This window comes from Spirillospora sp. CA-294931 (assembly GCF_050946795.1).
Taxonomy (GTDB): Bacteria; Actinomycetota; Actinomycetes; order Streptosporangiales; family Streptosporangiaceae; genus Spirillospora.
Map to the genome: position 1 here is coordinate 8,728,837 of NZ_CP192006.1, position 26,779 is coordinate 8,755,615.

The window sequence follows — 26,779 nt, forward strand, 5'->3', positions numbered from 1 at the left end:
ATCTGGAGGCGAAATGCGCCTGGGATACAGCCTTGCCTACTGGGGTTCGGCGGGACTCAACCTGGCCGAGCACCGCGCGCTCGTCCGGGAGGCCGAGCGGCTGGGGTACGACTCGGTCTGGTCCGCCGAGACCTACGGCACCGATCCGGCGTCGCTGATGGCGTGGCTGGCCGGGCAGACCGGACGGATCGCGCTCGGCACCTCGGTCATGCAGATGCCCGCCCGGCGTCCGGTGGCCGCCGCGATGACCGCCGCCACCATCGACCAGATCTCGGGCGGGCGGTTCCGGCTGGGGCTCGGGTTCTCCGGCCCCCAGCTGGTGGAGGGGTGGCACGGGCTGCCGTTCGAGCGTCCGCTCGTCCACGCGCGCGACTACATCAACGTCGTCCGGATGGCCCTCGCCCAGGAGCCGATCTCCTACGAGGGCCCCACGCTGACCCTGCCGCTGCCCGACAGCCAGGGCAAGGAGCTGACGCTGGCGGTCGCGCCCGTCCAGGAGCGGCTGCCGATCTACCTGGGGGCGCTCGGCGCGGAGTCGATCCGGCTGGCCGGGGAGCTCGCCGACGGCTGGCTGCCGTTCCACTTCCCCGCCGGGCATCTGGCCGACTGCACGGGCCTGCTGCGCGAGGGCGCCGAACGGGCCGGACGGTCGCTGGACGGCTTCGACGTCGCGCCCATGGTCATGGTCCTGGTCGACGACGACCTGGAGACGGCCTACGACATGATGCGCCCGATGCTCGCCCTCTATCTCGGCGGAATGGGCTCGCGCCGGATGAACTTCTACAACCGGCTGGCCCGCAGGCTCGGCTTCGAGAAGGAGGCCGAGACCCTCCAGGAGGCGTTCCTGGCCGGACGGCAGGGCGAGGCGATCTCGGCCATCCCCGACGAGCTGGTCGACCTGATGACGGTCTGCGGGCCGCCCGCGCGGGTGCGCGACCGGCTGGCCGCCTACCGCGAGGCGGGCGCGACGACCCTGGTCGTCGGGGTCGTCCCGCCCACCCTGCGGCTGCGGCTCGAGCAGCTGCGGCTCATCGCCGAGTGCGCGTCATGAGACGGGTTCGGGAATCTCCTTGAGCTTGGGGATCGGCGAGCGGGCCAGCGCCAGGATCGGCACCAGGGCGCCGAAGACGATGGCGATGAAGATGGCCGCCCGCAGCCCCAGCCACTCGCCGAGCAGCCCGGCGCCGAGCGCGCCCAGCGGGGCCGGGATCAGCCCGAGCGAGAAGATCGTGGCCAGGATCCGGCCGATCATGGGCATCGGCGTCACCGACTGGATCAGCGTCAGGTTGTTGACGATGAAGATCTGGTTGCAGGCCCAGACGACGAACTGGGAGACCGCGAGCATCGCCACCGCCAGCCAGACCGGGCGCACCGCGAGCGGCACCAGGAACAGCGCGCAGTTGCCGATCACGGTGCTCCACAGCAGGGTCGGGCCGATGCCCAGGCGCTTGGTGGCCCTGATGGCCAGTCCCGCGCCGAGGATGGCTCCGGCGCCGCCGGTCGCGGTGATGACGCCGACCCAGGCGGCGTCCAGGTCCGGCCCGCCCTTCAGCAGGTAGAGCACGAAGATCGACTGCATCGCGCCCATGATGAAGAAGGAGTAGAAAGCGGTGCCGATCGCCAGCGGCCTGACCAGCGGCTGGCGCATCACCCACTGGTACCCCTCCCAGACGGCCTTGTAGACGCTGCGCACGTCGTCGTCGGGGGCGGGCTTGGCCTCGGGGGTGCGGATGAGCCAGCAGGCGACCGCCGACACCAGGTAGGTGACGACGTCGATGAGGATCAGCACGGGCGCCGACACGACCTTGATGAGCCCGCCGACCAGGCCCGGGCCGAGCGCCTGCGCCACCGACTCGCTCATCTGGAGTTTGCTGTTGCCGTCGGCCAGGTGCTCGCGCGCCACCAGGTGCGGGATATAGGTGCGGTAGGCGACCTGGAACAGCACGCTCAACACGCCCAGCACGAACACCACGACATAGATCACGGCCATCGTGAGCATGTCGGCGAAGTACAGCAGCGGGATCAGCAGCAGCACGGCGGCGCGGCCGATGTCGGTCCAGATCAGCACGGGCCGCTTGCGCACCCGGTCGACCAGCACTCCGAACAGCAGGAACCCCACCATGGGCAGCCGGACCAGCGCGCTCAGCACGCCCATCTCCGCCGCCGAGGCGTGCAGCACCAGCACCGCTGCCAGCGGGACCGCCAGGAAGGTCACCTGGGCGCCTATCTGCGAGAGGCTCTGGCCCACCCACAGCTTGAGGAACTCAGTGTCGTGCAGGAGACCCGGCCTGGGGTCGTCCACCTGCTCACTCGGCGGGGATGCCATCGTCCATCCAGCTCCTCATTCGCGCGGCCGCGTCGGCGACCAGCGGTTCGTACAGAATCGGGACTCGTTCGTCGGGGATGACGCTGATCCCCAGGCGGCCCTTGACCACCGCGCGCCAGCCGAGGTCCTGCCCGGCCGGGGCGAACAGCGCCACGTCGCCGTCGTAGGGGTCGTGCCGGAAGTGGCCGACGGCGTGCGCGTTGGCGCGGAAGACCGCCAGGTAGCGGCGGGCCTGCTCGACGTCCTTGGAGTCGGGCACGAGACGGCCGGCGTCGGCGGCCACGCTCATCACCGCGAGCATCCGCTCCTCGGCGTCCACGATCCCCTCGGGCATCGCGAAGCCGGCCTCGGGCGGACCGTCGGCCAGGGCGTGGAACATCAGCGCCGTGTCGTCCTCCAGCGAGCTGCGGATCACCGGCTGGTCGGCGTCGGAGTAGATCAGCACGACCAGCGGGACGTCCTCGCCGAGCGCGCGCAGCCGCCTGGCCACCTCCAGCGCGATGTTGCCGCCGATGCAGAAGCCGCCCAGTACGTACGGGCCGTGCGGGCGCACCTCGCGCAGCTCCCGGACGTAGTCGTCGACCATCGCGGCCATCGTGGCGTGCGGCTCCTCTCCCGGCGCCAGCCCGCTGGCGGCGACCGCGTGGACGGGCTGGTCGGGTCCGAGGCGGCGGGCCAGCGGCTGGTAGCGGAAGACCTGCCCGCCCAGCGCGTGGACCAGGACGATCGGGGTGCGGTCGCCCCCGGCGTTCAGCGGGACGATCCGGTGCGCGGTGGCCAGGTCGCCGGGACGCCGCAGCACCTCCGCCAGGTCGGCCAGCGTGGGCGCGGCCAGCACCGTCGACACCGGCAGCTCGCGGCCGAGCCGGTGCCGGACGTGCATGGCCAGGCGGAGCGCGGTCAGCGAGTGCCCGCCGAGCTCGAAGAAGTCGTCGTGGATCCCCACCGGGGTCACCCCGAGCAGGTCCTCCCACAGCTCGGCCAGGCTCGCCTCGACCGCGTCGCGCGGCGGGGCGTAGGCCCGCTGCCGCGCGCTGGGCTCGGGCAGCGCCGCGCGGTCGAGCTTGCCGTTCGCGGTGCGGGGCAGGTCGTCCAGCCCCATCACGGTGAACGGGACCATGTATCCCGGCAGGTGCTCCCCCGCGAACCGGCGCAGCTCCTGCGCGTCCGCGTCGGTGTCCACGTCGAAGGGGACGACATAGGCGACCAGGCTGTGGTCGCCCGGCCGGGCCGTGACGACGGCCCGCGCGACCGACGGGTGCCGTTCCAGCACCGCCTCGATCTCGCCGAGCTCGACCCGCATGCCGCGCACCTTGACCTGGAAGTCCGCGCGGCCGAGGTACTCGATCTCCCCGTCCGGCAGCCAGCGGGCCCGGTCCCCGGTCCGGTACAGCCGTCCGTGGCCGTAGGGGTCGGGCACGAACCGTTCGGCGGTGAGGCCGGGGCGGCCGAGGTAGCCGCGCGCCAGCTGCGCCCCGCCGATGCACAGCTCGCCGGGCGTGCCCACCGGGACGCGGCGCATCCGCGCGTCGAGGACCTCGAGCCGGGTGTTGGCCACCGGCCGCCCGATCGGCACGACGGATTCGCCGAGACGGCATCGGTGCCACGACACGTCCACCGCCGCCTCCGTCGGGCCGTACAGGTTGTGCAGTTCGACGTCGGGGAGCCGCTCCCCGAACTCGGCGGCCAGCGCGGGCGGCAGCGCCTCGCCCGAGCACACGACCCGCCGGACGAAGGGCGGGCGCTCGGCCGGTTCGAGCCCCTGGAGGAACGCCGCGAGCATCGAGGGGACGAAGTGCAGCGTCGTCACCCGCTCGGCGGTGATCAGCCGGGTGAGGTAGGCGGGCTCCATGTGCCCGCCGGGACGGGCCACGACGAGCCCGGCGCCGGTGATGAGCGGCCAGAACAGCTCCCACACCGAGACGTCGAAGCCGTACGGCGTCTTGTGCAGGACGCGGTCGTCCGCGTCCAGCCCGAACGTCTCCTGCATCCACGCGAGCCGGTTGACGATGGCGCGATGGGAGACGCCCACGCCCTTCGGCCGTCCGGTGGAGCCGGAAGTGAAGATCACGTACGCGAGGGAACCGGTGGGGACCGGGGCGACGAGGGTCTCGCCGGGAAGGTCCTCGACCAGGACCGTCCGCGCGCCCGCAGGAACCCGGTCGGCCAGGTCGCGGGTCGTCACGACGAGGCCCGCGCCCGCGTCGGCCAGCATCAGCCGCAGCCGCTCCGGCGGATGGTCCGGCTCCAGCGGCAGGTAGGCCGCGCCCGCGGCCAGCACGCCGAGCAGCGCGACCGGCAGGTCAAGACCCCGCTCCATCAGGACGCCGACCGGACGGTCCGCGACGGCTCCGGCGCGCCGCAGCAGCGCGGCCAGCCGCCCGGCCCTCCCGGTCAGCTCGGCGTACGAGAGCCAGGTGTCCTCAAAGCCCACGGCCGGGGCTTCGGGGGTGCGGCGGCTCTGCGCCCAGACCAGCTCGTGCAGGGTCGCGTCGGGGTAGGTACGGCCGGTGGTGTTCCAGCGCTCGATGTCCGTGGCGTCGCGCTCGGCCAGATACGCATCGGCGGGGCGGGGGTCGGACTCCGGGTCGGCGGCGAGCCGGGCCAGGGCCCGCAGGTAGTGGTCGCGGACGTCCTCGATCTGCGCCCGGCCGAACTGGCCGGAGTCGTAGGACAGGCTCAGTGCCAGGCCCGCGCCGGGCTCGCGGACGAACGCCACGGTCAGGGGCAGGTCGGTCTGCTCGAAGAAGTCCTGGCCGACCACCCGGACGGGGTCGTCGGCCGACAGCGCGCCGTAGACGTGGAAGTCGCGGAAGTCGAAGAGCGTGTCGAGCAGCGGCGACCGTCCGGCGGCGCGCTGGATCTCGAACAGCGGATACTGCCGGTAGGGCAGCAGCGCCACCTCGGCGTCGAACACCCGCCGGACCAGCTCGCTCCAGCACCCGGCGTCGGCGCTGACCCGCACCGGCACGGTGTTGAGGAACAGGCCGAGCACCTGGTCACCGGCCTCGCTCTCGGGACGTCCGTGCACGACCATGCCGGTCAGCACGTCGTCGTCGCCGGTGAGCAGCGCGAGCACGCGCAGATGCGCGGTCAGCAGCACCGTGCGCAGCGGCACCCGCAGCGACCGGGCGACCCGGTCCAGGTCGTCGCGCAGGGCGCCGTCCAGCGGGGTGGCGAGCACCTGGACGCCCGCGGCGTCCGGCTCGGGATCGCGGGGCAGCCGGGGCAACCGGCCGGACGGCGCCTCGGCGACCCGGTCGCGCCAGAACGCCGCGGCCTCCGGCGAGGCGACCAGCTCCCGCTCCCGCGCGACGAGGTCGCGGAAACGCGCCCCGGGAGGCTGGACGGGCAGCGGCTCGCCCGCGACCCGCGCTCCGTAGCGCCGCAGCAGCTCGGTCACGAACGCGGCCACGCTCCAGCCGTCCAGGATCGCGTGGTGGAAGCTGACGCTCAGCGCGAAGCGCTCGGCGGCGAGCAGATGGACGCGGACGCGCAGCAGCGGCGCGACCGTCCAGTCGAAGGGGCGCCGCTTCTCCGCCTCGCACCACGCGCGCAGGTCCTCGTCCGGGTCGGCGGCGGCCGTCAGGTCGGCCACCTCCAGCGGCACCGCGGCGGAGTCGTGCACGAGCTGGACGGGCTCGCTGAAGCCGGTCAGGTCGAACGAGGTCCGCAGCACCGGATGCCGCCGCACCGTCTCGGCCAGCGCCGCCTCCAGCGCGTCGCGGTCGCAGCGGCCGTCGAGCGTCAGCGTGGTCAGGTCGTGGTAGGTCGGCGCGTCCGGTTCCAGCTCGCTGTGGTAGATCATCCCCGCCTGCAGCGCCGCGAGCGGGTAGGCGTCCTCGATCATCGGGGCTCCCCCAGAAGCCGGGCCCGGTCCGCCGGGTCCAGGAGCGCGAACGCCTCGGTGGCGGGCGCCTCGGTCTTCGGCCGCAGCAGCGGGCGCAGGGCGCCCGCCAGCTCCGCCACGGTCTGGTGCAGGAACAGGTCCTGCAGCTCGATGTCGTATCCCTCGTCCCGCATCCGGGCGACCACCTTCAGGCTGCGGATCGAGTCGCCGCCGAGGGCGAAGAACACGTCGTGGACCGACACGCGGTCCAGGCTCAGCACCGATCCCCACACCCGCGCCACCGTCCGCTCGGCGTCGGTGCGCGGCGCGGTGAACGGGACCTCGGCCCGCCGGTCCGGCGGCGGCAGCGCGCCCCGGTCGAGCTTCCCGCTGCGGGTGAGGGGCAGCGCGTCCAGCCGCACCCACGCGGTCGGGATCAGATGGTCGGGAAGCTCGGTGCGCAGCCGGTCGCGCGGGTCGGGGTCACCGTCGGTGACGACATAGCCGACCAGGCGGGCGCCGGCCTGGTCGTGCCACACGTTCACGGCGGCGGCGCGGACGTCCGGCAGGGCGGCCAGCGCGGCCTCGATCTCGCCCGGCTCGATCCGGTGCCCGCGGATCTTCACCTGGTCGTCGGCGCGGCCGAGGTACTCCAGTGCCCCGTCCGCGCGCCGCCTGGCCAGGTCGCCGGTGCGGTAGAGGCGCGAGCCCGGCGGGCCGTAGGGGTCGGGGACGAAACGGTCGGCGGTGAGGCCGGGACGGCCGAGATACCCCCGGGCCACCTGCGGGCCCGCGATGTACAGCTCGCCGGTCAGCCCGACGGGGACCAGCTCCAGGTGCCGGTCGAGGATGTGGAGCCGGGTGTTGGCCACCGGGTACCCGATCGGCACGGCGGCGTCGCCCGGCGCGCACTTCCAGGCGCTGACGTCGATGGCGGCCTCGGTGGGCCCGTAAAGGTTGTGCAGCTCGGCGCCGGGCAGCCGGTCCATGAGCCGGGTGGCCAGCCGGGACGTCAGCTCCTCGCCGCTGCTGACGACCAGCCGGAGGGACGAGCACGCCTCGATGCCCTCCTCGGCGGCGAACGCCGCCATCATCGACGGCACGAAGTGCACGACGGTGATCTTCTCCCCGGCGATCAGATCGCGCAGGTAGGCCGGGTCGCGGTGGCCGCCGGGCCGCGCGAGCACCAGGCGCGCCCCGGTGAGCAGCGGCCAGAAGAACTCCCAGACCGAGACGTCGAACCCGGCGGGCGTCTTCTGCAGGACGGCGTCGCCCGCGCTCAGCCCGAACCTGGCCTGCATCCACAGGAGCCGGTTCAGCAGGCCGCGATGGGTGTTGACCACGCCCTTCGGACGGCCGGTCGAGCCGGATGTGTAGATCACGTAGGCGGCGTGGTCCGGGGAGACGGACACAAGCTCGGCGGGGGACGCGTCCAGCGGCGACTCCGCGGTGAGCACGATCCGCGCGCCCGCGTCCTCGGCCAGCGCGGCCCGCCGCCGCGGCGGGTCGGACGGATCGAGCGGGAGGTAGGCGCCGCCCGCCCAGAGCACCGCGAGCAGGGCGACGACCAGGTCGGGCGAGCGCTCGAAGCACACCCCGACGACCGTCTCCGGGCCGGCCCCGAGGCCGCGCAGCGTGCGGGCGAGCCGCTCGGCGCGCTCGGCCAGGTCGCGGTAGGCGACGTCCTCGCCCTCGAAGGTCAGCGCGACGGCGTCCGGGGTGGCGCGCGCCTGCCGCGCGATCAGCTCGGGCACCGTCAAGCCGGGGAAGTCGGCCGCAGTGTCGTTCCATTCGTGCAGCAGCGCCCGGCGCTCCCGCGAGGTCAGCAGCGGAAGTTCGCTCAGGCGCCGGTCCGGGCCGGTCACGGCCGCGCGGAGCAGCGCCTCCAGATGGCGGGCCAGCCGCTCGATCGTGTCCGCCTCGAACAGGTCGCTGTTGTAGACGAACCTGCCCTCGACGCGGCCGTCGACCTCGGCGGCGTACAGCTCCAGGTCGAAGCGGGTCGCGGCGACGTCCATCAGCCACGGCTCGGCGGCCAGGCCGCCGAAGGCCCGCGGGCCCGCCGCGAAGTTCTGCATCGCGAACAGCGCCTGGAACAGCGGCGAGCGGCTCACGTCGCGGGCCACGTCGAGCTCGCCGACCAGCCGCTCGAAGGGCAGCTCCTGGTGGCGGTAGGCGTCCAGCGCGGCCGCGCGGGTCCTGGCCAGCAGCTCGGTGAAGGTGGGGTCTCCCCCGAGCGAGGCCCGCAGGGTCAGCATGTTGACGAAGACCCCGACCACCGCCTCGAGGTCGCGGCGGTCGCGCCCGGCCACCGGCGATCCGACGGCGAAGTCCTCCTGGCCCGAACAGCGCGACAGCAGCGCCTGGAACGCGGCGAGCAGGGTCATGTAGAGGGTCGCGTCGTTCTCGCGGGAGAGCCGGACGAGCCCGCCGGTCAGCTCCGGGTCGAGGGTGAAGGCGTGGCCGCGTCCCGCGAAGGTCTGCCGCGCGGGCCTCGGCCGGTCGGTGGGCAGGTCGAGCGCGGGCAGGCCGTCGAGCCGCTCGCGCCAGTGGCCGAGGTCCCGGTCGAGCGCGGGGCCGTCCAGCCGGTCGCGCTGCCAGGCGGCGTAGTCGGCGTAGCGCACCGGCGGCGGCGCCAGCGGTGACGGCTTCCCGGCCAGGAACGCCTCGTACAGCGCGCCGAGCTCGTCGCCGATGACGCCGGTGGACCAGCCGTCGGTCGCGATGTGGTGCGTCGTCACCACCAGGAAGTGGTCCTCGCCGGAGACCCTGATCAGCAGCGCCCGCAGCAGCGGGTCGCGGCCCAGGTCGAAGGGACGGTCGACCTCGGCGGCGATCTGGTCGCGCACCGAATCTCCGGCGTCGGCCGTGGCCAGCGGCAGCGGCTCGGGGCCGGCGACCTCGATGCGCGGGCTTCCGTCGGCGGCCGCCGTGTAGCGGGTCCGCAGGCTGTCGTGGCGCGCCACGATCTCCGTCAGCGCCCGTTCGAGGGCGGACGCGTCCAGCGGGCCCCGCAGGCGGTAGACCAAGGGGATCACGTACGCGCTGGTGCCCGGCGCGAACTGCTCCATGAACCAGATGCGCTCCTGGGCGAACGACAGCCGGGGCTCGCCGCGCAGCGCGGGAATGGCGGCCTCGGCGGGTTCGTCGGCGGCGACCTGCCGGTCCAGCGCCGCCGCGAACCGCCGGACGTCCGGGTCGGTGAACAGGGCGGGCAGGCCGATGTCGCGTCCGGTGGCGGCGCCGAGCCGGGAGATCACCCGGGTGCCCAGCAGGGAGTGGCCGCCGAGCTCGAAGAAGTCGTCGAGCGCGCCGACCCGTTCGACGCCGAGCACCTCGGCCCAGACCGAGGCGACCAGCTCCTCGGTGGGCGTGGCGGGCGGTTCGTAGACCCGTCGGCCGAGCTCGGGCAGCGCGGACGGGTCCAGGGCACCGTCCGGCCGCCGGGGCAGCCCGTCGAGCAGGAGGAACACGCCCGGCACCAGCGGACGCGGCAGTTCCCCGGCCAGCCGGTCGCGCAGCTTGTCGGCCGTGACCTCCGCGCCGGGTTCGGGCACCACGCAGGCGATCAGGGTGTCGTCCCGGGTGGTGATCGCGGCCTCGACTACCCGAGGGTCGGCCAGCAGGCACGCCTCGATCTCGGCGGGCTCGATCCGGTGGCCCCGGATCGTGATCCGGTCGTCGGTGCGGCCCAGGAGCTCCAGGCTCCCGTCGTCCCGGCGGCGGGCCACGTCACCGGTTCGCAGGAGCCTCGCCCCGGGTGGGCCGAACGGGTCGGGGACGAACCGCGCGGCCGTCAGTCCGGGACGGCCGCGATACCCCTGCGCCAGTCCGGCGCCGCCGATATAGAGCTCACCGGCCGCACCCGGAGGGACGGGACCGAGCCGATCGTCCAGCACATGGCAGCGGACGCCGGGCAGCGGCTGCCCGATCGGCGGCCGCCGGACGGCCTCGTCGGGCCCGATCGGGGCGGTGGTGGCCGTCAGGGACCCGTAGGTGTTGAGCAGCTCGACCCGCGTGCCCTCCTGGTCGAACCAGGCGCCGACGGCCGGCCCGGGAACGGGGTCGTCGCCCAGGACCAGCAGCCGCAGCGCGAGCGGCCAGCGGGCCTTCGCGGCGCGGAACTCCTGCCAGTACGACGCCGGAAGGTGCGCGACGGTGAGCGCGGCGCCCTCCGGGGTGCCGAAGTAGTCCGGAATCAGCTCCCCGGGGGCGGGCAGGACGAGCGTCGCCCCGGAGACGAGACAGGGATAGATCTCGGCGGCGTGGGTGTCGATGGCCACCGGGGTCACGTGCGGCATCCGGTCGCCAGGGCGCAGACCGTACCGCTCGGCCAGCGCGAGCGCCCGCCCCGCGAGCGCCCGCTGGTCGAACTCCACGCCCGTCGGCCCTGCGGTGTAGAGCACGCAGGCGAGATCGTCCAGGGAACCGTCGTCCAGCGGATCCGCGGCCGGATGGGCCTCCGCCAGCCATGCGTCGGTGACCGACAGCGCCGCGCCACCGTCGCGAAGGAGGGCCTCCCGGCGGGCGGGCGGATCGTCCGGGTCGAGCGGCAGGTAGGCGGCGCCGGTTCGGCCGATGGCCAGGAGCACGGCGATGAGCGCCGGGGACGGTTCGGCGCACAGCCCGACGAGCGAGCCTCGTCCGACGCCGGTGCGGCGCAGGGCGGCCGCGAGACGGTCGGCGTGCGCGTCGAGCTCGGCGTAGGTCGTGACGCGGCCGTCCTGGCGGATCGCGGGTGCCTCGGGGGTGCGCGCGGCCTGCGCCCGGACGAGCCCGGACACCGTCGACGCCGGTTCCGCGTGCCCTTCGGCGGGCGGCTCGGGATCGGCCAGCCGCGCGCGCAGCGCCGACAGCGGCGCCCCGGGCTCGTCGGCGATCGACTCCAGCAGCAGCTCGTAGTGCCGTGCCAGCCGCCGGACGGTGGCCTCGTCGAACAGCTCGGTGCTGTAGCAGAAGTGCGCGACCAGCCCGTCCGGCCGGGGCGTGACGTCGAGCAGCAGGTCGTACTTGGCCGGGACGGGACCCGGCGGGAACGGGCCGCCCTCGACCCCCGCGAGCCGCAGTCCCTCCTCGTCGGGGTCCTGGCCGACGAACATCGCCTGGAACAGCGGGGTGCGGCTCGGGTCGCGCTCCAGGCGCAGCTCGGCCATCAGCCGGGCGAACGGGATGCCCTGGTGGGTGAGCGCGTCGAGCATCCGGGTGCGGACGCGCGCCAGCAGCTCGCGGAAGGACGGGTCTCCGGCCAGGTCGCCCCTGATCACCAGGGTGTTCAGGAAGTAGCCGACGAGGGGCTGGAGCTCGGGGCGGTCGCGCCCGGCGGTGACCGTGCCGACGCAGATGTCGTCCTGGCCCGAGTAGGCCGAGAGCAGGACGTGGAACGCGGCCAGCATCGCCATGAAACCGCTGGCGGACTCGCCGCGCGCCACCCGCTCCACCTCGTCGACGACACGGCGCGGGATCCGGACGGTGAGCACGTCACCGGCCGACGTCCTGACCTCCGGGCGGGGCCGGTCCGTCGGCAGCTCCAGGACGGGAGCGTCCGCGAGGGCCCGTTTCCAGTGGGCGAGCTGCTCGTCGCCGTCGTCCTGCGCGTCGCGCCAGACGGCGTAGTCGGCGTACTGGAGCGCGGGCTCGGGCAGCGTCGCGCCCCCGTAGAGGTCGCCCAGCTCCTTCTTCAATGTCTTCAGCGAGGCGCCGTCGGCGGTGATGTGGTGCAGGACGACGCAGAGCACATGGTCGCGCTCGCCCAGTCCGAACAGACTCGCCCGGATGAGCGGTCCGCCGCGCAGGTCGAAGGGGGCGCGGATCCGGCGCGCCACCTGGTGCTCGGCCCGCTCCTCGGCGTCGGGACCGGCCAGGTCGACCCGTTCGAGGTCGAGGCGGGCACTGGGGACGACCGTCTGGACCGGCGTCCCCGCCTCGTCGGGGAACCGGGTGCGCAGGCTCTCGTGCCGCTCGACCAGCGCGTGCAGGGCGGCCTGGAGGGCCTCGACGTCGAGGTCGCCGCGCAGCCGCTCGACGATGAACATGTTGTAGGAGGCGTCGCCGGGGTCGTAGCGATGCAGGAACCAGAGCCGCTCCTGCCCGGCGGTCAGCGGCGCCGGAGCCGCCGGATCGGCGCGGCGCGGGATCGCCGCGACGCCCGGCCCGGACGACGGACGGCCCAGCCTGCGTTCCAGCGCGGCGCGCTGCTCGGGGCTGAGCCGCGCGAGCCGCGCGGCGAGGTCACTCATCGGCGGACTCCTCGACCGCGGCGAGCAGCGCCTCGGCGTCGTGCCCGGCGAGCTGCCCTTCGAGCACGGCCAGCGCGTAGTCGCCGACCGTGGACAGCTCGAAGCACCGGCGCACCGGGATGTCCACGCCGAACTCGGCGCGGATCCGGTTCATCAGCTGGACGGCGAGCAGCGAGTGCCCGCCGAGCTCGAAGAAGCCGTGCTCGGCGCCGACGCGCTCGCGCCCGAGCAGCTCGCTCCAGATGGTGGCCAGCTCCGCCTCCAGCGGGGTGCGCGGCTCGACATACGGGGTGGCGGACACGGCGGCGTCGTCACCCGATGGGCTGGGCAGCGCCGGGACGTCGACCTTCCCGCTGGGCAGCGACGGGAAGTCGTCGACCAGCACGAACGCCTGCGGCATCATGGCGCGCGGCAACCGGCGGTCCAGCAGGCCGCGCAGCTCGGCGGCCGCCGCGTCGCGATCGCCCGTCCAGCGGACGTAGGCCACCAGGCCGCGGCCGCCGGGCGCGTCCGCGCGCAGCGCGACCACCGCTCGCGCGACGACCGGATGCTCGGCCAGCGCCGCCTCGATCTCGCCCGGCTCGATGCGCCAGCCGTGCACCTTGACCTGCCGGTCGGCGCGGCCGCGGAACTCCAGCGAGCCGTCCGTGCGGTACCGGGCCAGATCGCCGGTCCGGTAGAGGCGCGAGCCCGGGGGCCCGTGCGGATCGGCGACGAAGGACTGCGCGGTGCGCCCGGGAAGCCCGGCGTACCCCCGGGCGAGCTGTGGTCCGCCGATGTAGAGGTCGCCGGTGACCCCGACCGGCACGGGTTCCAGGCGCCGGTCGAGCACGTGAAGGCGGGTGTTGGCCACCGGCGTGCCGATCGGGATGACGCCCGCCTCCCCCGGTTGGCAGCGCCACGCGCTCACGTCGATCGCCGCCTCGGCCGGGCCGTAGAGGTTGTGCAGCTCGGTGTCGGGCAGCCGCTCGAAGAAGCGGTCCGCCGCCGCGCGGGGCAGCTCCTCGCCGCTGCACAGCACGCGCCGCAGCGAGGCGCACTTCTCGATGTGCTCCTCGGCCAGGAACGCCGCCAGCATCGACGGCACGAAGTGCGCCACGGTCACCCCGTGCTCGACGATCGCGTCGCGGATGTAGGCCGGGTCGCGGTGACCGCCCGGACGGGCCAGGGCGAGGGCCGCGCCGTTCAGCAGCGGCCAGCACAGCTCCCACACCGAGACGTCGAAGCCGATCGGCGTCTTGTGCAGCACCACGTCGCCGGTGCCGATCGGGTAGGCGCGCCGCATCCAGTCGAGCCGGTTGACGATCGCGCCATGGGTGTTGACGCAGCCCTTCGGCCGTCCGGTCGAGCCCGAGGTGTGGATGACGTAGGCCGCGTTGCCGGGACCGATCCGGCGCGGCGGGTCGGTCGTCGCGCCCGACCGCGCCTCCGCCACCCGCTGCCGCGTGAGCGTCGGCCCGGACACCTCGTCCGGGTGCCGGGGGTCCTCCGGGTCGAGCGGCACGTAGACCGCTCCGGCCTTGAGCACCGCGAGCACCGCCACGACCAGCTCCGGGGACCGCTCGGCGCGGACGCGCACCATGGTCTCCGGGCCCGCGCCGAGCCCGATCAGCTCGTGGGCGAGCCGGTTGGCCCGCGCGTTGAGCTCCCGGTACGACAGCTCCACGCCCGCCATGACCACGGCGGGCGCGTCCGGCGTCCTGACCACCTGGGCCTCGAACAGGTCGGGCAGCGTGGCCTCCGGCACCGCCGCCTCCGTCCGGTTCCAGCCGGTGAGGATCTGCCGCCGCTCGGCCTCGCGCAGCAGCGGGACGCGCGAGAGCGGAAGGTCCGGGTCGGCCGCGATCGCGGTGAGCGCCGTCTCGTACGCCGAGGCGAGGCGGCGCGCCGTCGCGGCGTCGAAGATGTCGGTCGCGTACTCCAGCCGTCCGAACAGGCCGCCGGAGCGGCGGCACAGGTCCAGGCTCAGGTCGACCTTGGACGTCCCGTTGTGGATCTGTCCCTCGTTGCTGGCCGGCAGCAGGTTGAACGCCACGTTGAACAGCGGCGGCCTGGCCAGGTCGCGGGCGGGCTTGAGCGCGTCCACCAGCAGCTCGAAGGGCAGGTCGGCGTGCTCGAACGCGTCCAGCATGGTGCCGCGCACCCGCCGCACCGCGTCCCGGAAGGACGGGTCGCCCGCCAGCCCGGTGCGGACGATCACCGTGTTGACGAACATGCCGATCAGGGGTTCGAGCTCGGGCAGCGCGCGGGTCGCCACCGGGCAGCCCACCGCGATGTCCTGGTGACCCGCCCACCGCGCCAGCACCGCCTTGTACGCGGTGAGCAGCGTGGTGAACGGGGTAACGCCCAGCCGCCGCGACAGCGCCTCGACCCGCTCGGTCAGCTCGGCGGGCAGCGTGAAGTCGTGCACCGCGCCGCGATACGAGCGGACCGGCGGGCGGGGCCGGTCGGTGGGCAGGCCCAGGTCGTCGGGCAGCCCGGCGAGCTGCCGGCGCCAGTAGCGCAGCCGTTCGTCCAGGAACTCGCCGGTCAGCCGCTCGCGCTGCCACACGGCGTAGTCGGCGTACTGGATCGCCAGCTCGGGCAGCCTCGGCTCGCGGCCCTCGTCGAACGCGCGGAAGCACTCCCACAGCTCGCCCAGGAAGTTGTCGGACGAGCCGCCGTCGAAGACCGTGTGATCGAAGATCACGATCAGACGGCGGTCGTCGGCGTCCATCCGGACCAGCCGGGCCCGCCAGACCGGGGCCCGGTCGAGCGCGAACGGGCGCACCGCGTCCTCCCGGGCGATCCGGTCGAGCTCCGCCTGGCGCCGTTCGGGCGGCACCCCGGTCAGGTCCGTCTGGACGACCGTCACCTCCACCGACGGCGCGATCACCTGCACGACCTCGCCCTCCTGGAAGGCGAAGCGGGTGCGCAGGATCTCGTGCCGCCCGGCCAGCGTGCGCAGCGCCCGCACCAGCCGGTCGTGGTCGACCTCGCACGGCATCGGCAGGTGCATGCCGATGTTGTGCACGCCGACCTCGGGCTCGAACTCCCCGAGGAACCACATCCGCTGCTGGCCGGAGGAGACGGGAAAGACGTCCTCGGTCATTCCCCCATCGCCTCCCGCAGGCTGCGGGGGCGCATGTCGGTCCAGACCGTCTCGATGTGGTCGAGGCACTCCTGCTTGGCACCCTCGACCCCGACGTCGCGCCAGCCGGCCGGGCTCGGCCGGTCGGCCGCCCAGATCGAGTACTGCTCCTCGTCGTTGACCACGACTTTGTAGCGGGGCTCGTCCATCGGAACCTCCGTCAGTTCGCTCGCCGGGGCAGCCTGGGAATCGTGGTGGGCGCGGGCTGTTCCGGTGGCGCCTCGTCATCGCCGCCGGTCTCCTGCCTGGCCTGTTCGACCAGGACGGCGATCCCGGCGGCGGTCGGCTCCTCGAACAGGCTGCGCATGGGCAGCCGCGCCCCCAGCTGCTTGCGCACCAGCGCCAGCAACTGGACGGCGACCAGGGAGTTGCCGCCGAGCTCGAAGAAGTCGTCCTCGATGCCGATGCCCTCGCCGCCGAGCACCTCGGCGAACAGCCGGGCGATGGTGGCCTCCAGCTCGGTGCGCGGGGCCACGTAGTCCTCGCTCGCGGGACGCGCCGCCGCCGGATCGGCCAGCGCGGGACCGCTCAGCTCGGTCTCCACCGTCTCCTGGGTCAGCGCCCGCACCCCGGCGAAGGACTCGGTCAGGGGCACCGCCGTGACCACGGCCTGCGGGCCGAGGCGGGCGGCGAGCAGACGGCGGAACGCCTCGGCGCCGTCGGCCGGGCGGATGCCCCGGACCTCCTCGTTCCGGGGAGTGTCGGGGGTCGTCCCCCCACCCGAGGACAGCCCGGTCTCCTCGGCGGGAGCCGGCGCCGACGGTTCGGCGGGGGCGGCCGCAACCGTCGGCGCCGGGGTCTCGGACCTGACGGTGCCCAGCACGGCGTCGGGGTTGATGCGGCGCAGGGTGAAGTCGGAGATCCCGACGACCTCGCGCCCCTCGTCGTCGACCAGCGAGATGTCGGCGACCAGGACCTCGGCCGTCCCGCTCTCCCGGAACCGCAGATGGCTCCAGACGCGGTCCGGCATCGGGGCGCGGACGACGACCCGCCCGTAGCTGAGCGGCAGGTAGTGTCCGTCGACGCTGAACCGCACGAACGAGGTCGCCTCGTCCAGCATCGAGGGGTGCAGGTCCCAGCGGTCGGAGTCGGTGAGGGCCACCCCGCTCAGCTCGAGCAGGGCCAGCGCCTCGTTGTCGCCGGTGTACCAGGTCTGCATGGTGTCCCAGTGCGGCCCCACCGCCAGCAGGCCGGTGAGCGGGACGCCGCCGTGCCCGCCGACATGGGCGCAGCGCGAGCGGATCGCGTCCAGGTCGGCCACGGGCGCCGGGCCCGGGTCGACCCAGCGCACCGAGCCCTGCGTGTGCGTGCGCCGGGGGCCGTCCGCCCGGGTGGCGAGCGTGAACTCCACCAGGTCGCCGGTGCTGTCGGGGCTGAACGACACCGAAAGCTCGCACGAGGTGCCGTCGTGGACCACGATCGGATCGATGAAGGTGACGTCGCTCAGCTCGATCACCTGGCCGTCGGCCCGTCCGGGCAGCGCGGCCTCGGCGGCGGCCCGTGCCGTCTCCAGATGGCCCGTGCCGGGCAGGACCGGCACCTGGCCGAGACGGTGCTCGTCCAGCGGCCACGCGGTGGCCGGGGAGAGGTTCCCGCTGCACCAGGGCAGCCCGCCTCCCGGGTCGTCGTGGCGTTCGGTGAGCAGCGGATGGTCAATCGGCGTGACCGTGCCCGCGGGGGCCTCGCCGCGCTGGAGCGTGCGGAACGCCTCGGGCGCGCTGACCTCGGCGGCCATGCCGACCTCCAGCCAGGCGCCCCAGTCGACCGAGGTCACCCGTGCGCGCCAGCCGTGGGCGCCGCGGGCGTAGGCGTCCATGAAGCCGTTGGCCGCGCAGTAGTCGACCTGGCCGAACCCGCCGGTGACCGCCGTGATCGACGAGCACAGGACGACCGAGTCCAGGTCGAGGTCGCCGAACGCCTCGTGCAGGGCCAGCGTGCCCAGCAGCTTGGACGCCAGCACCTCCTCGGCCGCGGCGCGCTCCTTGACCTCGGCCATGCCGCCGCCGGGCAGGCCCGCGGCGTGCACGATGCCGTCGACCCGGCCGAAGCGCCGCAGCGTCTCCTCGCGCACCCGGCGCAGGTCGCCGGCGCTGGTGACGTCGGCGGCGAGCACCAGCACCTCGGCGCCCGCGGCCTCCATCCGCCGCACCGCCGCGATGGCCCGTCCGGTCCGGCCGCCCGTGCCGTGCTCGGCGAGGTGGGCGTCCCACTGCTCGCGGGGCGGGAGCCCGCCGCGCGACAGCAGCACCAGGCGGGCGCGGACCCGCGTGGCCAGGTCTTCGGCGAGTGTGATGCCGATGCCGCCCAGTCCACCGGTGATGACGTGGACGCCCTGGTCGCGCAGCGCGGGCGCCTGGCTCTCGGGCACGCGCACCGGCTCGTACTCCCGCACCCAGCGGCGGCCGGCGCGGTGCGCCAGCGCGGGGTGCAGCCCGGCGCCGTCCTCCCCGGCGTCGCGGCCCAGCTCGTCCACCGCCGCCGCCCAGTCCGGACGGTCGTCGAGGTCGACCTGCCGGACGTCCAGCCAGGGCACCTCCAGCGGGACCACCCGGGTGATGCCGGTGACCGTGGCGTGCTCGGGCCGCAGCAGGTCGCCGCCCGTCACGTCCTGGGTCGCGGCGGTGAGGATCTCCAGCCGCACGGGGTCTTCGGACGGCTGCGCGGTGAGCGCCTGCACGAGGTTGAGCAGCGCGAAGAAGCCGCGCTCCTGGGCGTCCCAGACGGCCCGCGCGTCCGTACCGGCGGGCGGCGCGCCGACGGTCCAGGCGTGGACGATCCGGCCGGGCGGCCCGCCGGCCTCGGTCAGGTCACCGATCAGCGCGTCATAGTCGGCGCGTTCGGCGGAACGCACCGTGTAGGCGTCGGACGCCACGCGCTCGTACCCGTCGCCCGGACGGACGACCACGACCTCGGCGCCCGCCGCGCGCAGCACCGGAACCAGATCGGCGGAGGCGTCGTCGGCGAAGACCAGGCAGCGGCCGAGCGCCGGTGCGGGCGCGGGTGAGGGCGGGAGCTGCCGCCAGACCGGCACGGAGAACCAGTCCTCGACCGCCAGCGGCCCTTCGGGAGTCGCGGGCTCCAGGGGCGCGTGGCCGAACGGCCCGACGGGGTCCATCCAGGCGCGCTTGCGCTCCCACGGGTAGGTCGGGAGCTGGACCCGGCGTCCGGGGGCGCCGAAGTCCGCCAGCGCGATGCCGTGCACCCAGAGCGTCCCGGCCGCCGAGTACAGGGCGGTCAGCGCGGAGCCGGTGTCGCGCGGCCCGGGCAGGCTCGGCACCGGCCGGACGGCGTCGCCCGCCAGCTGGGCGCCCGCGAGCTGGGCGAGCTGGCTCCCGGGGCCGCACTCGACCAGCAGCCAGTCGCCCTCGCCGAGCAGGGTGGTCACGCAGTCGCCGAACCGGACGGTCTCGCGCAGGTGGCGGACCCAGTAGGACGGGTCGGTGGCCTCGGCCGCGGTGATCCAGGTTCCGGTGAGGTTGGACAGGAAGGGCAGGCCGGGCGCGGCGAGCTCGGTGGCGGCCACCAGCTCCCGGAACTCGGCCAGGATCGGGTCCATCATCGCCGAGTGGAAGGCGTGCGAGGTGTGCAGGGCGGTGCAGCCGATCCCGTCCGCGCCGAGTTCCTCGGCCCAGGCGTCCACCAGCTCGCCGGGCCCGGCCACGACGCAGGTGCCGGGCGCGTTCACGGTCGCGACCGAGAGCCCGGCGGGCATCCGCGACCGCACGTCCGGCTCCTCCAGCTGGACCATGAGCATCGAGCCGGACGGCATCCGCTGCATGAGGCGGCCGCGCGCGGCGACCAGGCGCAGCGCGCCCGGCAGGGTGAACACCCCCGCGAGCGTCGCGGCGACGTACTCGCCGATGCTGTGGCCGATCATCGCGGCCGGTTCGAGACCCCAGGAGCTCCAGAGCTTCGCCAGCGCGTACTCGATGACGAACAGCGCGGGCTGGGCGAACTCGGTGCGCCGCAGCCGGTCCGCGTCGCCCGAGGTGAAGATCAGGTCGGCGAGGTCGACGTCGAGTTCCTCGCGCAGCAGCGCCACGCACTCGTCCACGGCCTCCTGGAAGACCGGCTCGTGCTCATAAAGCTCACCTCCCATGCCCGGGTACTGGGAGCCCTGACCGGAGAAGAGCAGCGCGACCCGCGAGACCGTGCGGGGCACCGCGCCGGTGATCAGGCGCTTGGGGTCGGTGAGCGCCACGATGGCGTCCGCGGTGTCCTCGGCCACCACGACGGCCCGGCGGGCCATCTCGCGTCGGCCGACCCGCAGCGTGTACGCGACGTCGGACAGGTCCAGCGTGGACCGCTCGGAGAGGTGCTCGCCGAGGCGGTCCACCTGGGCGCGCAGCGCGGTGTCGGTGCGGGCCGACAACCGGACCAGATGGGCGGGACGCGGCTGCGCGAACAACGGCGGGCGCTCCGGCGCCTCCTGGAGCACCAGGTGCGCGTTGGTGCCGCCGATGCCGAAGGAGCTGACCCCGGCCCGGCGCGGGAAGCCGTCGGTCTCCCACTTGGACAGCGAGTCGTTGACGTAGAACGGGTTCTTCCCGAAGTCGATCTTCGGGTTGGGGCTCTCGTAGTGCAGGCTCTTGGGGATGAGGCCCTTCTCCACGGTCAGGACCGTCTTGATCAGGCTGGCCGCCCCGGCCGCCTGGCCGAGGTGCCCGATGTTGGACTTGACCGAGCCGAGCGCGCACCAGCCCCGGTCGTCGGTGTCCTGCTGGAAGACGCTGGTGAGCGCGGCGACCTCGATCGGGTCGCCGAGCGCGGTGCCCGTCCCGTGCGCCTCGACGTAGGTGACCGTCCTCGGGTCCACCCCGGCCACGCCGAGCGCCTGGGCGATGCAGGTGGCCTGGCCCTCCTGGCTCGGCGCGGAGAAGCCGACCTTGTTGGCGCCGTCGTTGTTGAGCGCGTTGCCGAGGATCACCGCCCGGATGTCGTCGCCGTCGTCGATGGCGTCCTGGAGGCGCTTGAGGACGACGACCCCGCCGCCGCTCCCCCAGACGGTGCCCTGCCCCTTGGCGTCGAAGGCGCGGCAGTGCCCGTCGGGCGAGACGACGCCGTCCTGGTCGTAGACGTAGCCGTGGCCGATCTGCTCCTCGATCATGGCGCTGCCGGTCAGCGCCATGTCGCACTCGCCGTTGCGCAGCGACTCGCAGGCGACGTGCGCGGCGACCAGTCCGGTCGAGCAGGCCGTCTGCACGGTGAACGCCGGGCCGCGCAGGTCGAGCTTGTAGGACGTCAGCGTCGCGGCGTAGTCGACGTGGCTGCCCACCATGACCGTGAGCCATCCGGCGGTCGAGTACGCCTGCGGGTTGCTGCGGATGTTGAGCCACTGGTAGGAGTCCGGTCCGACGCCCGCGTACACGCCGATCTCGCCGGGGTAGCGCGCCGGGTCGTACCCGGCGTCCTCCAGGGCGGTGTAGGCCAGTTCCAGGAACATGCGGTGCTGCGGGTCGCGGATCTCGGCCTCGCGCTGCGACATCTTGAAGAACCCGGCGTCGAAGGAGTCGTGCTCCTCCAGCAGCATCGCCGCCGGGACGAAGTTCGGATCCTTCAGGAAGCGTTCCTGCACACCCAGGGCACGCTGTTCCTCGATCGTGGAGAAGGTGATCGAGTCGACCCCGTCGGCGAGGTTGCGCCAGAACCGCCGCGCGTCGGGCGCGCCGGGAAACCGGCAGGCCAGCCCGACGACCGCGATGGGCTCGACGGCCGGCTCGTCGTCGGCGGACAGGTCATCGGGGAGGTCGCCGGTGTGCGGAAGTGTCATCGAGAGTCTCCTTCTCGTCCTCCACGGGGCCGTCGTTACGGCCCGCGCTTCTGGCCAGTCGTCGTCGTTGAGGACCCAGACCTTCGCTTAGCCGCCGCCGCCGGGTCATCGCCCGGCTGGTGGCCTGGCCGACGCCGGGAGGGCGTCGCCGCGCGCCGTCGAGATGACCGGCGAGCGCGCGGACGTTGGGGTAGCGGAACAGGTCGACGATGGGGATCTGCCGCCCCGTCAGCTCCGACAGCCGCGCCTGTACCGAGGCGATGGCCAGCGAGTGGCCGCCGATCTCGAAGAAGTTGTCGCCGCCGCCGATCCGCGAGCGCCCGAGCACCGTCTGCCAGACCCGCGCGACCATGCGCTCGGTGGCGGTCGTGAGCTCCCCGTCGGCCGGGCGGTCGGGGCGGAGCACGGGCCGCGGCAGCGCCCGCCGGTCGACCTTGCCCGCCGGGGTGAGCGGGATGGCGGGCACGAGCCGGACCTCGCCGGGCACGGCGTGCTCGGGCAGCCGCGTCCGAAGCAGCGTCAGCAGGTCCGCGGCGCGCAGGTCCGGATCGGCCGGGACGGCGAAGGCCCGCAGCACCCGCTCGTCGTTGTCGCGGTCGGCGACGACGGCGGCGGCCTGGACGCCGGGATGGGAGGCCAGCACGGCGTCGATCTCGCCGAGCTCGACGCGGTACCCGCGGACCTTGATCTGGTCGTCGGCGCGCCCGGCCAGCACCACCGAACCGTCCGGACGGTAGCGGCCCAGGTCGCCGGTCCTGTAGAGCCGGTCGGCGGGGTCGCAGGCCCCGGGCGGGCGGCCGAACCGGCGCGCCGTCAGGGCGTCGTCCCGGTACCCGTCGGCGAGGTTGCGGCTGCGGACCACGACCGCGCCCAGCTCACCGACCCCGGCCGGTTCGCCGTTCGCGCCGAGCACGATCAGGCGGCTGCCGTCCACGCCCCGGCCGACCGGCACCGCGTCGCCGTCCGGCCGTGTGGGGACGCCCGCAACCTCGTGCCATGCGTGGACCTGCGGTGTCTCGGTCGCGCCGTAGAAGTTGACGACGCGGGCGCCGGGTGCCAGCGCGCGGATCCGGGCGACGTCGGCGGGACGCAGCTGGTCGCCGCCGAACGCGACCAGCCGGACCTCGGGCAGCGCCACGGCCGACACCCCGCACAGCAGCCGGGCCAGCTGCGGCGTGAGATGCAGGACCGTGATCCCCTCGGCGAACAGCCAGGCGGCCAGCCGGGCCGGATCGCGCATCCACTCCTGTTCGGGCACGGCCAGCCGCGCCCCGGTGACCAGCGGGATGAACGCGTCGCGCAGCAGCGGGTCGTGGGCCAGCCCGGCCAGCAGCGCGAACCGGTCCTCTCGGACGGGCCGGAAGGTCGCGGCGTACCAGGTCAGGAAGTGGGTGAGCGGGCGTTCCGGCGTCACCACGACCTGGGGGGCGCCCGTCGTCCCGGAGGTGAGGGCCAGGTATCCGCGTTCGTGCGGGGGCGCCACAGGGCGCGGGTCGTGCTCGCCGATCTCGATGACGGGCAGGTAGGTGAGGGAGGCGGGGCGGGTGGCGCCGGGACACAGGAGCAGCGCGCGGGCCCCGGCGGCGGTGGCCTGGCGGGCCAGCACGGGTTCGGGAAGGGCCGGGTCCAGGACGACCCAGCGCGCGCCGGACGCCAGCACGCCGAGCATGAGCGCGGGCAGCGCGACGTGCCGGGCGCCGAGAACCGCGACCGTCTCGCCGGGCGCCACGCCCGCCGCGCGCACCGAGGCGGCCGTCCGGACGCGCAGCTGGCCCACCTCGCGGAAGGTCAGCGCGGCGGCGGACCCGGTGATCGCCGTCGCGTCGGGCCGGTCGCGCTCGGAGCGCTCCATCCGCTCGATGAGGCCGGGGCCGTCCGCTCCGGCCTCCGGCGCGTTGCTCCAGCCGGGCAGCGGGTCCGCCGGTGCGCGCAGCGACGCGTCCCGGACGGGACGCGACGGCTCGGCCACCAGCTCCCCGAGGAGCCGCACGTAGCCCGCGAGCAGGGCCTCGATGCGCGCCTCGTCGTAAAGGTCGGGGTTGTAGACCGCTTGCAGGGCCAGGCCCGAGGCGTCCGCGCTGAGGTAGAGCGTCAGGTCGAACAGCGCCCCCGGGAGCCCCGCCCGCAGCGGCTCGACGGCGCAGCCGGACAGGCGCAACCGGGGCCGGGCGAAGTCGTGCATGTTGAACAGGACCTGGGTCAGCGGGTTGCGGGTCAGGTCGCGCCGCAGGCCCAGTTCCGCGACGAGCCGCTCCAGCGGCAGGTCGGGATGCGCGGTGACCGCGCCGACCTCCCGCGCGCAGTCGCGCACCTGGTCGGCGAAGGATGCCTCGTCGGCCATCCGCAGCCGCACCGGGAGGACCTGGAGGCAGAGCCCCACGAGCGGCTCGAAGTCGACATGCCCCCGATCGGCGTACGGCGTGCCGACGATCAGGTCGTCCTGGCCGGTGAGCCGCCGCAGCAGCTGGCCGAAGGCGGCGAGCAGGACGACGTAGGGCGTGCTGCCGACCCGGCGCGCCAGAGCGTCGACGGCCTCGGTCACCTCGGCGTCCACGGCGGCGTGCCGGACCGCTCCGTTGAAGGTCTGCATGGGCGGCCTGGACCGGTCCCGGGGCAGGTCGCAGACCGTCGGCGCGTCCTTGAGATGTTCGGTCCACCACGCCAGCCCGGACTCCGCGCCGCGGGCGGCCCGGTCGGCCGCCCAGGCCACGTAGTCGGCGAAACCGACCTCCGGCGGGCGGAGGCCGGGCGCGCGTCCGGCCACGGCCCGCGCGTAGGCATCGGCCAGGTCCTGCAAGAGCACGTCCTGCGACCACCCGTCGAAGACGACATGGTGAACCGTGCAGGTCAGGACATGGTCGCCGGGCCCCAGCCGGACCAGCCGCGCCCGCCACAGCGGGCCCGCGACCAGGTCGAACGGGGTGCGGGCCTCGGCCATGAGCAGCACGTCCAGCGCCCGTTCCCGTTCGGCGGGCGCGAGCGCGGACAGGTCGGTGAGCGGGATCGCGACCGGCCCCGGCGGCGCCACCTCGACGTACGGCACGCCCGCGCGGTCGGGGATCCGCCAGCGCAGCGGCTCGTGGCGGTCGACGACGGCGGCCAGCGCGGTGTGCAGGGCCTCGATGTCGAGCGGCCCGCGCACACGCTCGGCCAGCGCGACGTTGTGGACGGGGATGCCGGGCGCCAGCCGCTCGACGAACCACATCCGGAGCTGGGCCGACGACAGCGCGGGGGCGTTGCCGGTGGGGACGGCCTCGGCGATCGGCCCGGCCTTGTCCACCCGCTCGGTCAGGCCGCGGACCGTGCGCCCGGCGTAGACGTCCTCGACCGTCACCGCCCGGCCGAGCTCGGAGCGCAGCGCGGACACCAGGCGCATCGCCCGCAGCGAGTGGCCGCCGCAGGCGAGGAAGTCGTCGTCCGGCCCGGGCGGCCCGGACGGTTCCAGCACCCGCGACCAGATCCGCCGGACGCCGATCTCGATCGGGGTGCCGGAGAGCGCGGCGTCGTCGTCCCGGACCTCGGCGGTCGCCCGCGACCGTCGCAGCGCCGCGAGATCGACCTTGCCCGAGGCGTTGAGAGGTAGCGCGGCGAGCCGCACCACCCGGGACGGGATCATGTAGCCGGGCAGCCGCTCGGCGCAGTACTCCCGCAGTTCGGCCAGGTCGGGGGCGTCGGCCGGGGTGAGGTAGGCGACGAGCGTGCCGTCGCCCGCGTCCTCGACGTCGGCCATCGCCTGGAGCACCCCGGGGTGGGCGCGCAGCACCGACTCGATGTCGCCGATCTCGACGCGCTGGCCGCGGATCTTCACCTGGCGGTCGAGACGGCCGAGGAAGCCGATCCGGCCGTCCGGCTCGGTCACCACCCGGTCGCCGGTCCGGTAGAGCCGCGCCCCGGGCACCGTGCCGAACGGGTCGGGCACGAAGACCTCGGCGGTGCGTCCCGGCCTGGCCAGATAGCCCCGGGCGACCTGCGGGCCGCCCAGGAAGAGCTCGCCCGGCGTGCCCGGCGGGCAGGGGCGCAGGTCGGCGTCCAGGACGTGGGCCCGGCAGCCCGGCAGCGCCCGTCCGATCGGCAGCGGCCGGTCCCAGTCGCCCGCCAGCTCGGCGCCCACGGTGCAGACGGTCGCCTCGGTCGGCCCGTACCAGTTGTGGAACCGGCACGTCCCCGACCAGCGCGCCACCTGCTCGGGGCCGGGCGGCTCGCCCGCCGTCACCAGGTCTTCCAGGCGGGTCAGCCTGCCCGGGTCCAGCAGCGGCAGCAGCGCCGGGGGGATGAAGCCCCAGGTGACCTCGTGGACTTCGAGGAACCGCTGGAGGCGGACGGGGTCGGCGCGGTCGTCGTCCGGGACGAGCTGGACGCAGCCGCCCCGGGTGAGCGGGACGAACAGGTCGAGCACGGAGACGTCGAAGCCGAGGGCCGAGAAGGCGACCGACCGGCAGCCGCCGTCCAGGCCGAAGAACCGTCCCGCCATCGTGGCGAAGGACGCGGCGTTGCGGTGGCTGACCACCACGCCCTTGGGCCGTCCGGTGGAGCCGGAGGTGTAGAGCACGTACGCGGCGTTGGCCGGGAGCGCCGGGCAGGGCGGCGGCGGACCGGCCGCTTCGAGGGACGGCTCGACCAGCCGCCGTCCCGTCCCCGCCAGCAGGGACCGGCCCGTGGCGTCGGCGACGACGATCTCGATTCCGGCGTCGTCGAGGACGCCGGCGAGCCTGCGCCGGGGGTGGGACGGGTCGAGCGGGACGTAGGCGCCGCCCGCCATCATGACGCCGAGGGCCGCGACCGGGAGCAGCGGTGTGCGGCGGGCGCAGACGCCGACCCTGGTCTCGGGCCGGACGCCGAGGCGCCGCAGCCGGTGCGCGAGCGCGGCCGCCGCGTCCACGAGCTCGCGGTAGGAGACGCGCGTGTCCCACTGCCGGATCGCGGGGGCGTCCGGGGTCCGGGCCGCCTGTGCGGTGACGAGGTCGTTGAACAAGGTCTCCACGGGCGCCCCGTTGGTTTGGAGCGATCCCGCGGCCCGCGCCGAACGCGAAGGCCGCCCCCGACTCACCGTCACCGCGCGTCCTCCACCACTGGCGAGAGCGGCTTCGAACTACCGAACCGACGTTCTTCGAACATCGACGCGTGCGTGATGGCCCCCACCTCCCCTCGTCCGCGCGCACGCCGACGGGGATCGCCCTATCGGGGATACGCAAACGTAAGACCGGCGCCATTTGAGGACTGCCTGGCCTTTCGCGGAACGATGCCCATCTATGCATAGCTTCCGAATGAAGTCGAGACCCGATTCGATGATCGCCCCGGGCTTTCGACAATCAGTTCGCAGCCCTCACTCAGCGTCGCCTTAACGCTTTGTCAGAAACGTGGACCTCTACCGTCAATGCCAGTTCAAACTCACCGGAGGGTTAGGGTTCTCTAACCTTCTGGTTAGTCAGAGGCTCCACGCCGGAAGGCGGCGGGACGACCCTCGCCAGAGAGCGCGACCACGGGCATC

General features: G+C 74.3%; 8 protein-coding genes. 1 reads left to right on the forward strand and 7 read right to left on the reverse strand.

The genetic code is table 11. The annotated features are described in order from the left end of the window. Positions 1 to 13 precede the first annotated feature (13 nt). Positions 14 to 1,051, forward strand: coding sequence for an LLM class F420-dependent oxidoreductase (locus ACQPY4_RS39780; protein WP_433330220.1), 1,038 nt, complete (start codon positions 14 to 16; stop codon positions 1,049 to 1,051). Here ACQPY4_RS39780 and ACQPY4_RS39785 read toward each other — a convergent pair. From ACQPY4_RS39785 to ACQPY4_RS39815, 7 genes are read right to left on the reverse strand one after another with little or no spacing between them, the layout of a single operon-like run. Beyond that, complete coding sequence (locus ACQPY4_RS39785; RefSeq protein ID WP_433330222.1) at positions 1,046 to 2,326, reverse strand: MFS transporter; 1,281 nt, start codon at positions 2,324 to 2,326, stop codon at positions 1,046 to 1,048. The two genes, ACQPY4_RS39780 and ACQPY4_RS39785, sit on opposite strands and share 6 nt — an antisense overlap. Next, positions 2,307 to 6,176: an amino acid adenylation domain-containing protein gene (locus ACQPY4_RS39790; RefSeq protein ID WP_433330224.1), complete on the reverse strand. Its 3,870-nt coding sequence runs from the start codon at positions 6,174 to 6,176 to the stop codon at positions 2,307 to 2,309. The genes ACQPY4_RS39785 and ACQPY4_RS39790 overlap by 20 nt, the downstream gene beginning before the upstream one ends. Then, on the reverse strand, positions 6,173 to 12,391 hold the full coding sequence (locus ACQPY4_RS39795) for an amino acid adenylation domain-containing protein (RefSeq protein WP_433330226.1): 6,219 nt from the start codon (positions 12,389 to 12,391) through the stop codon (positions 6,173 to 6,175). The genes ACQPY4_RS39790 and ACQPY4_RS39795 overlap by 4 nt, the downstream gene beginning before the upstream one ends. Next, positions 12,384 to 15,482 (reverse strand): non-ribosomal peptide synthetase, encoded by a 3,099-nt coding sequence (locus ACQPY4_RS39800; protein WP_433330228.1) that lies wholly within the window; start codon positions 15,480 to 15,482, stop codon positions 12,384 to 12,386. Before ACQPY4_RS39800 ends, ACQPY4_RS39795 begins: the two co-directional genes overlap by 8 nt. Next, positions 15,479 to 15,670, reverse strand: a complete 192-nt coding sequence (locus ACQPY4_RS39805) for an MbtH family protein (RefSeq protein ID WP_433330230.1) — start codon at positions 15,668 to 15,670, stop codon at positions 15,479 to 15,481. Before ACQPY4_RS39805 ends, ACQPY4_RS39800 begins: the two co-directional genes overlap by 4 nt. An 11-nt stretch (positions 15,671 to 15,681) precedes the next feature. Next, complete coding sequence (locus ACQPY4_RS39810; protein ID WP_433330232.1) at positions 15,682 to 21,291, reverse strand: SDR family NAD(P)-dependent oxidoreductase; 5,610 nt, start codon at positions 21,289 to 21,291, stop codon at positions 15,682 to 15,684. After that, a complete protein-coding gene (locus ACQPY4_RS39815) occupies positions 21,257 to 26,272 on the reverse strand; it encodes an amino acid adenylation domain-containing protein (protein ID WP_433330234.1) in 5,016 nt (1,671 codons plus the stop codon). Before ACQPY4_RS39815 ends, ACQPY4_RS39810 begins: the two co-directional genes overlap by 35 nt. Between the last annotated feature and the right edge of the window lie 507 nt (positions 26,273 to 26,779).

Excerpts from the sequence above, each read along its gene's own strand:
- ACQPY4_RS39780 (WP_433330220.1), top strand. The coding sequence starts at position 14 with ATGCGCCTGGGATACAGCCTTGCCTACTGGGGTTCGGCGGGACTCAAC.
- ACQPY4_RS39785 (WP_433330222.1), bottom strand. The coding sequence starts at position 2,326 with ATGGCATCCCCGCCGAGTGAGCAGGTGGACGACCCCAGGCCGGGTCTC.
- ACQPY4_RS39790 (WP_433330224.1), bottom strand. The coding sequence starts at position 6,176 with ATGATCGAGGACGCCTACCCGCTCGCGGCGCTGCAGGCGGGGATGATC.
- ACQPY4_RS39795 (WP_433330226.1), bottom strand. The coding sequence starts at position 12,391 with ATGAGTGACCTCGCCGCGCGGCTCGCGCGGCTCAGCCCCGAGCAGCGC.
- ACQPY4_RS39800 (WP_433330228.1), bottom strand. The coding sequence starts at position 15,482 with ATGACCGAGGACGTCTTTCCCGTCTCCTCCGGCCAGCAGCGGATGTGG.
- ACQPY4_RS39805 (WP_433330230.1), bottom strand. The coding sequence starts at position 15,670 with ATGGACGAGCCCCGCTACAAAGTCGTGGTCAACGACGAGGAGCAGTAC.
- ACQPY4_RS39810 (WP_433330232.1), bottom strand. The coding sequence starts at position 21,291 with ATGACACTTCCGCACACCGGCGACCTCCCCGATGACCTGTCCGCCGAC.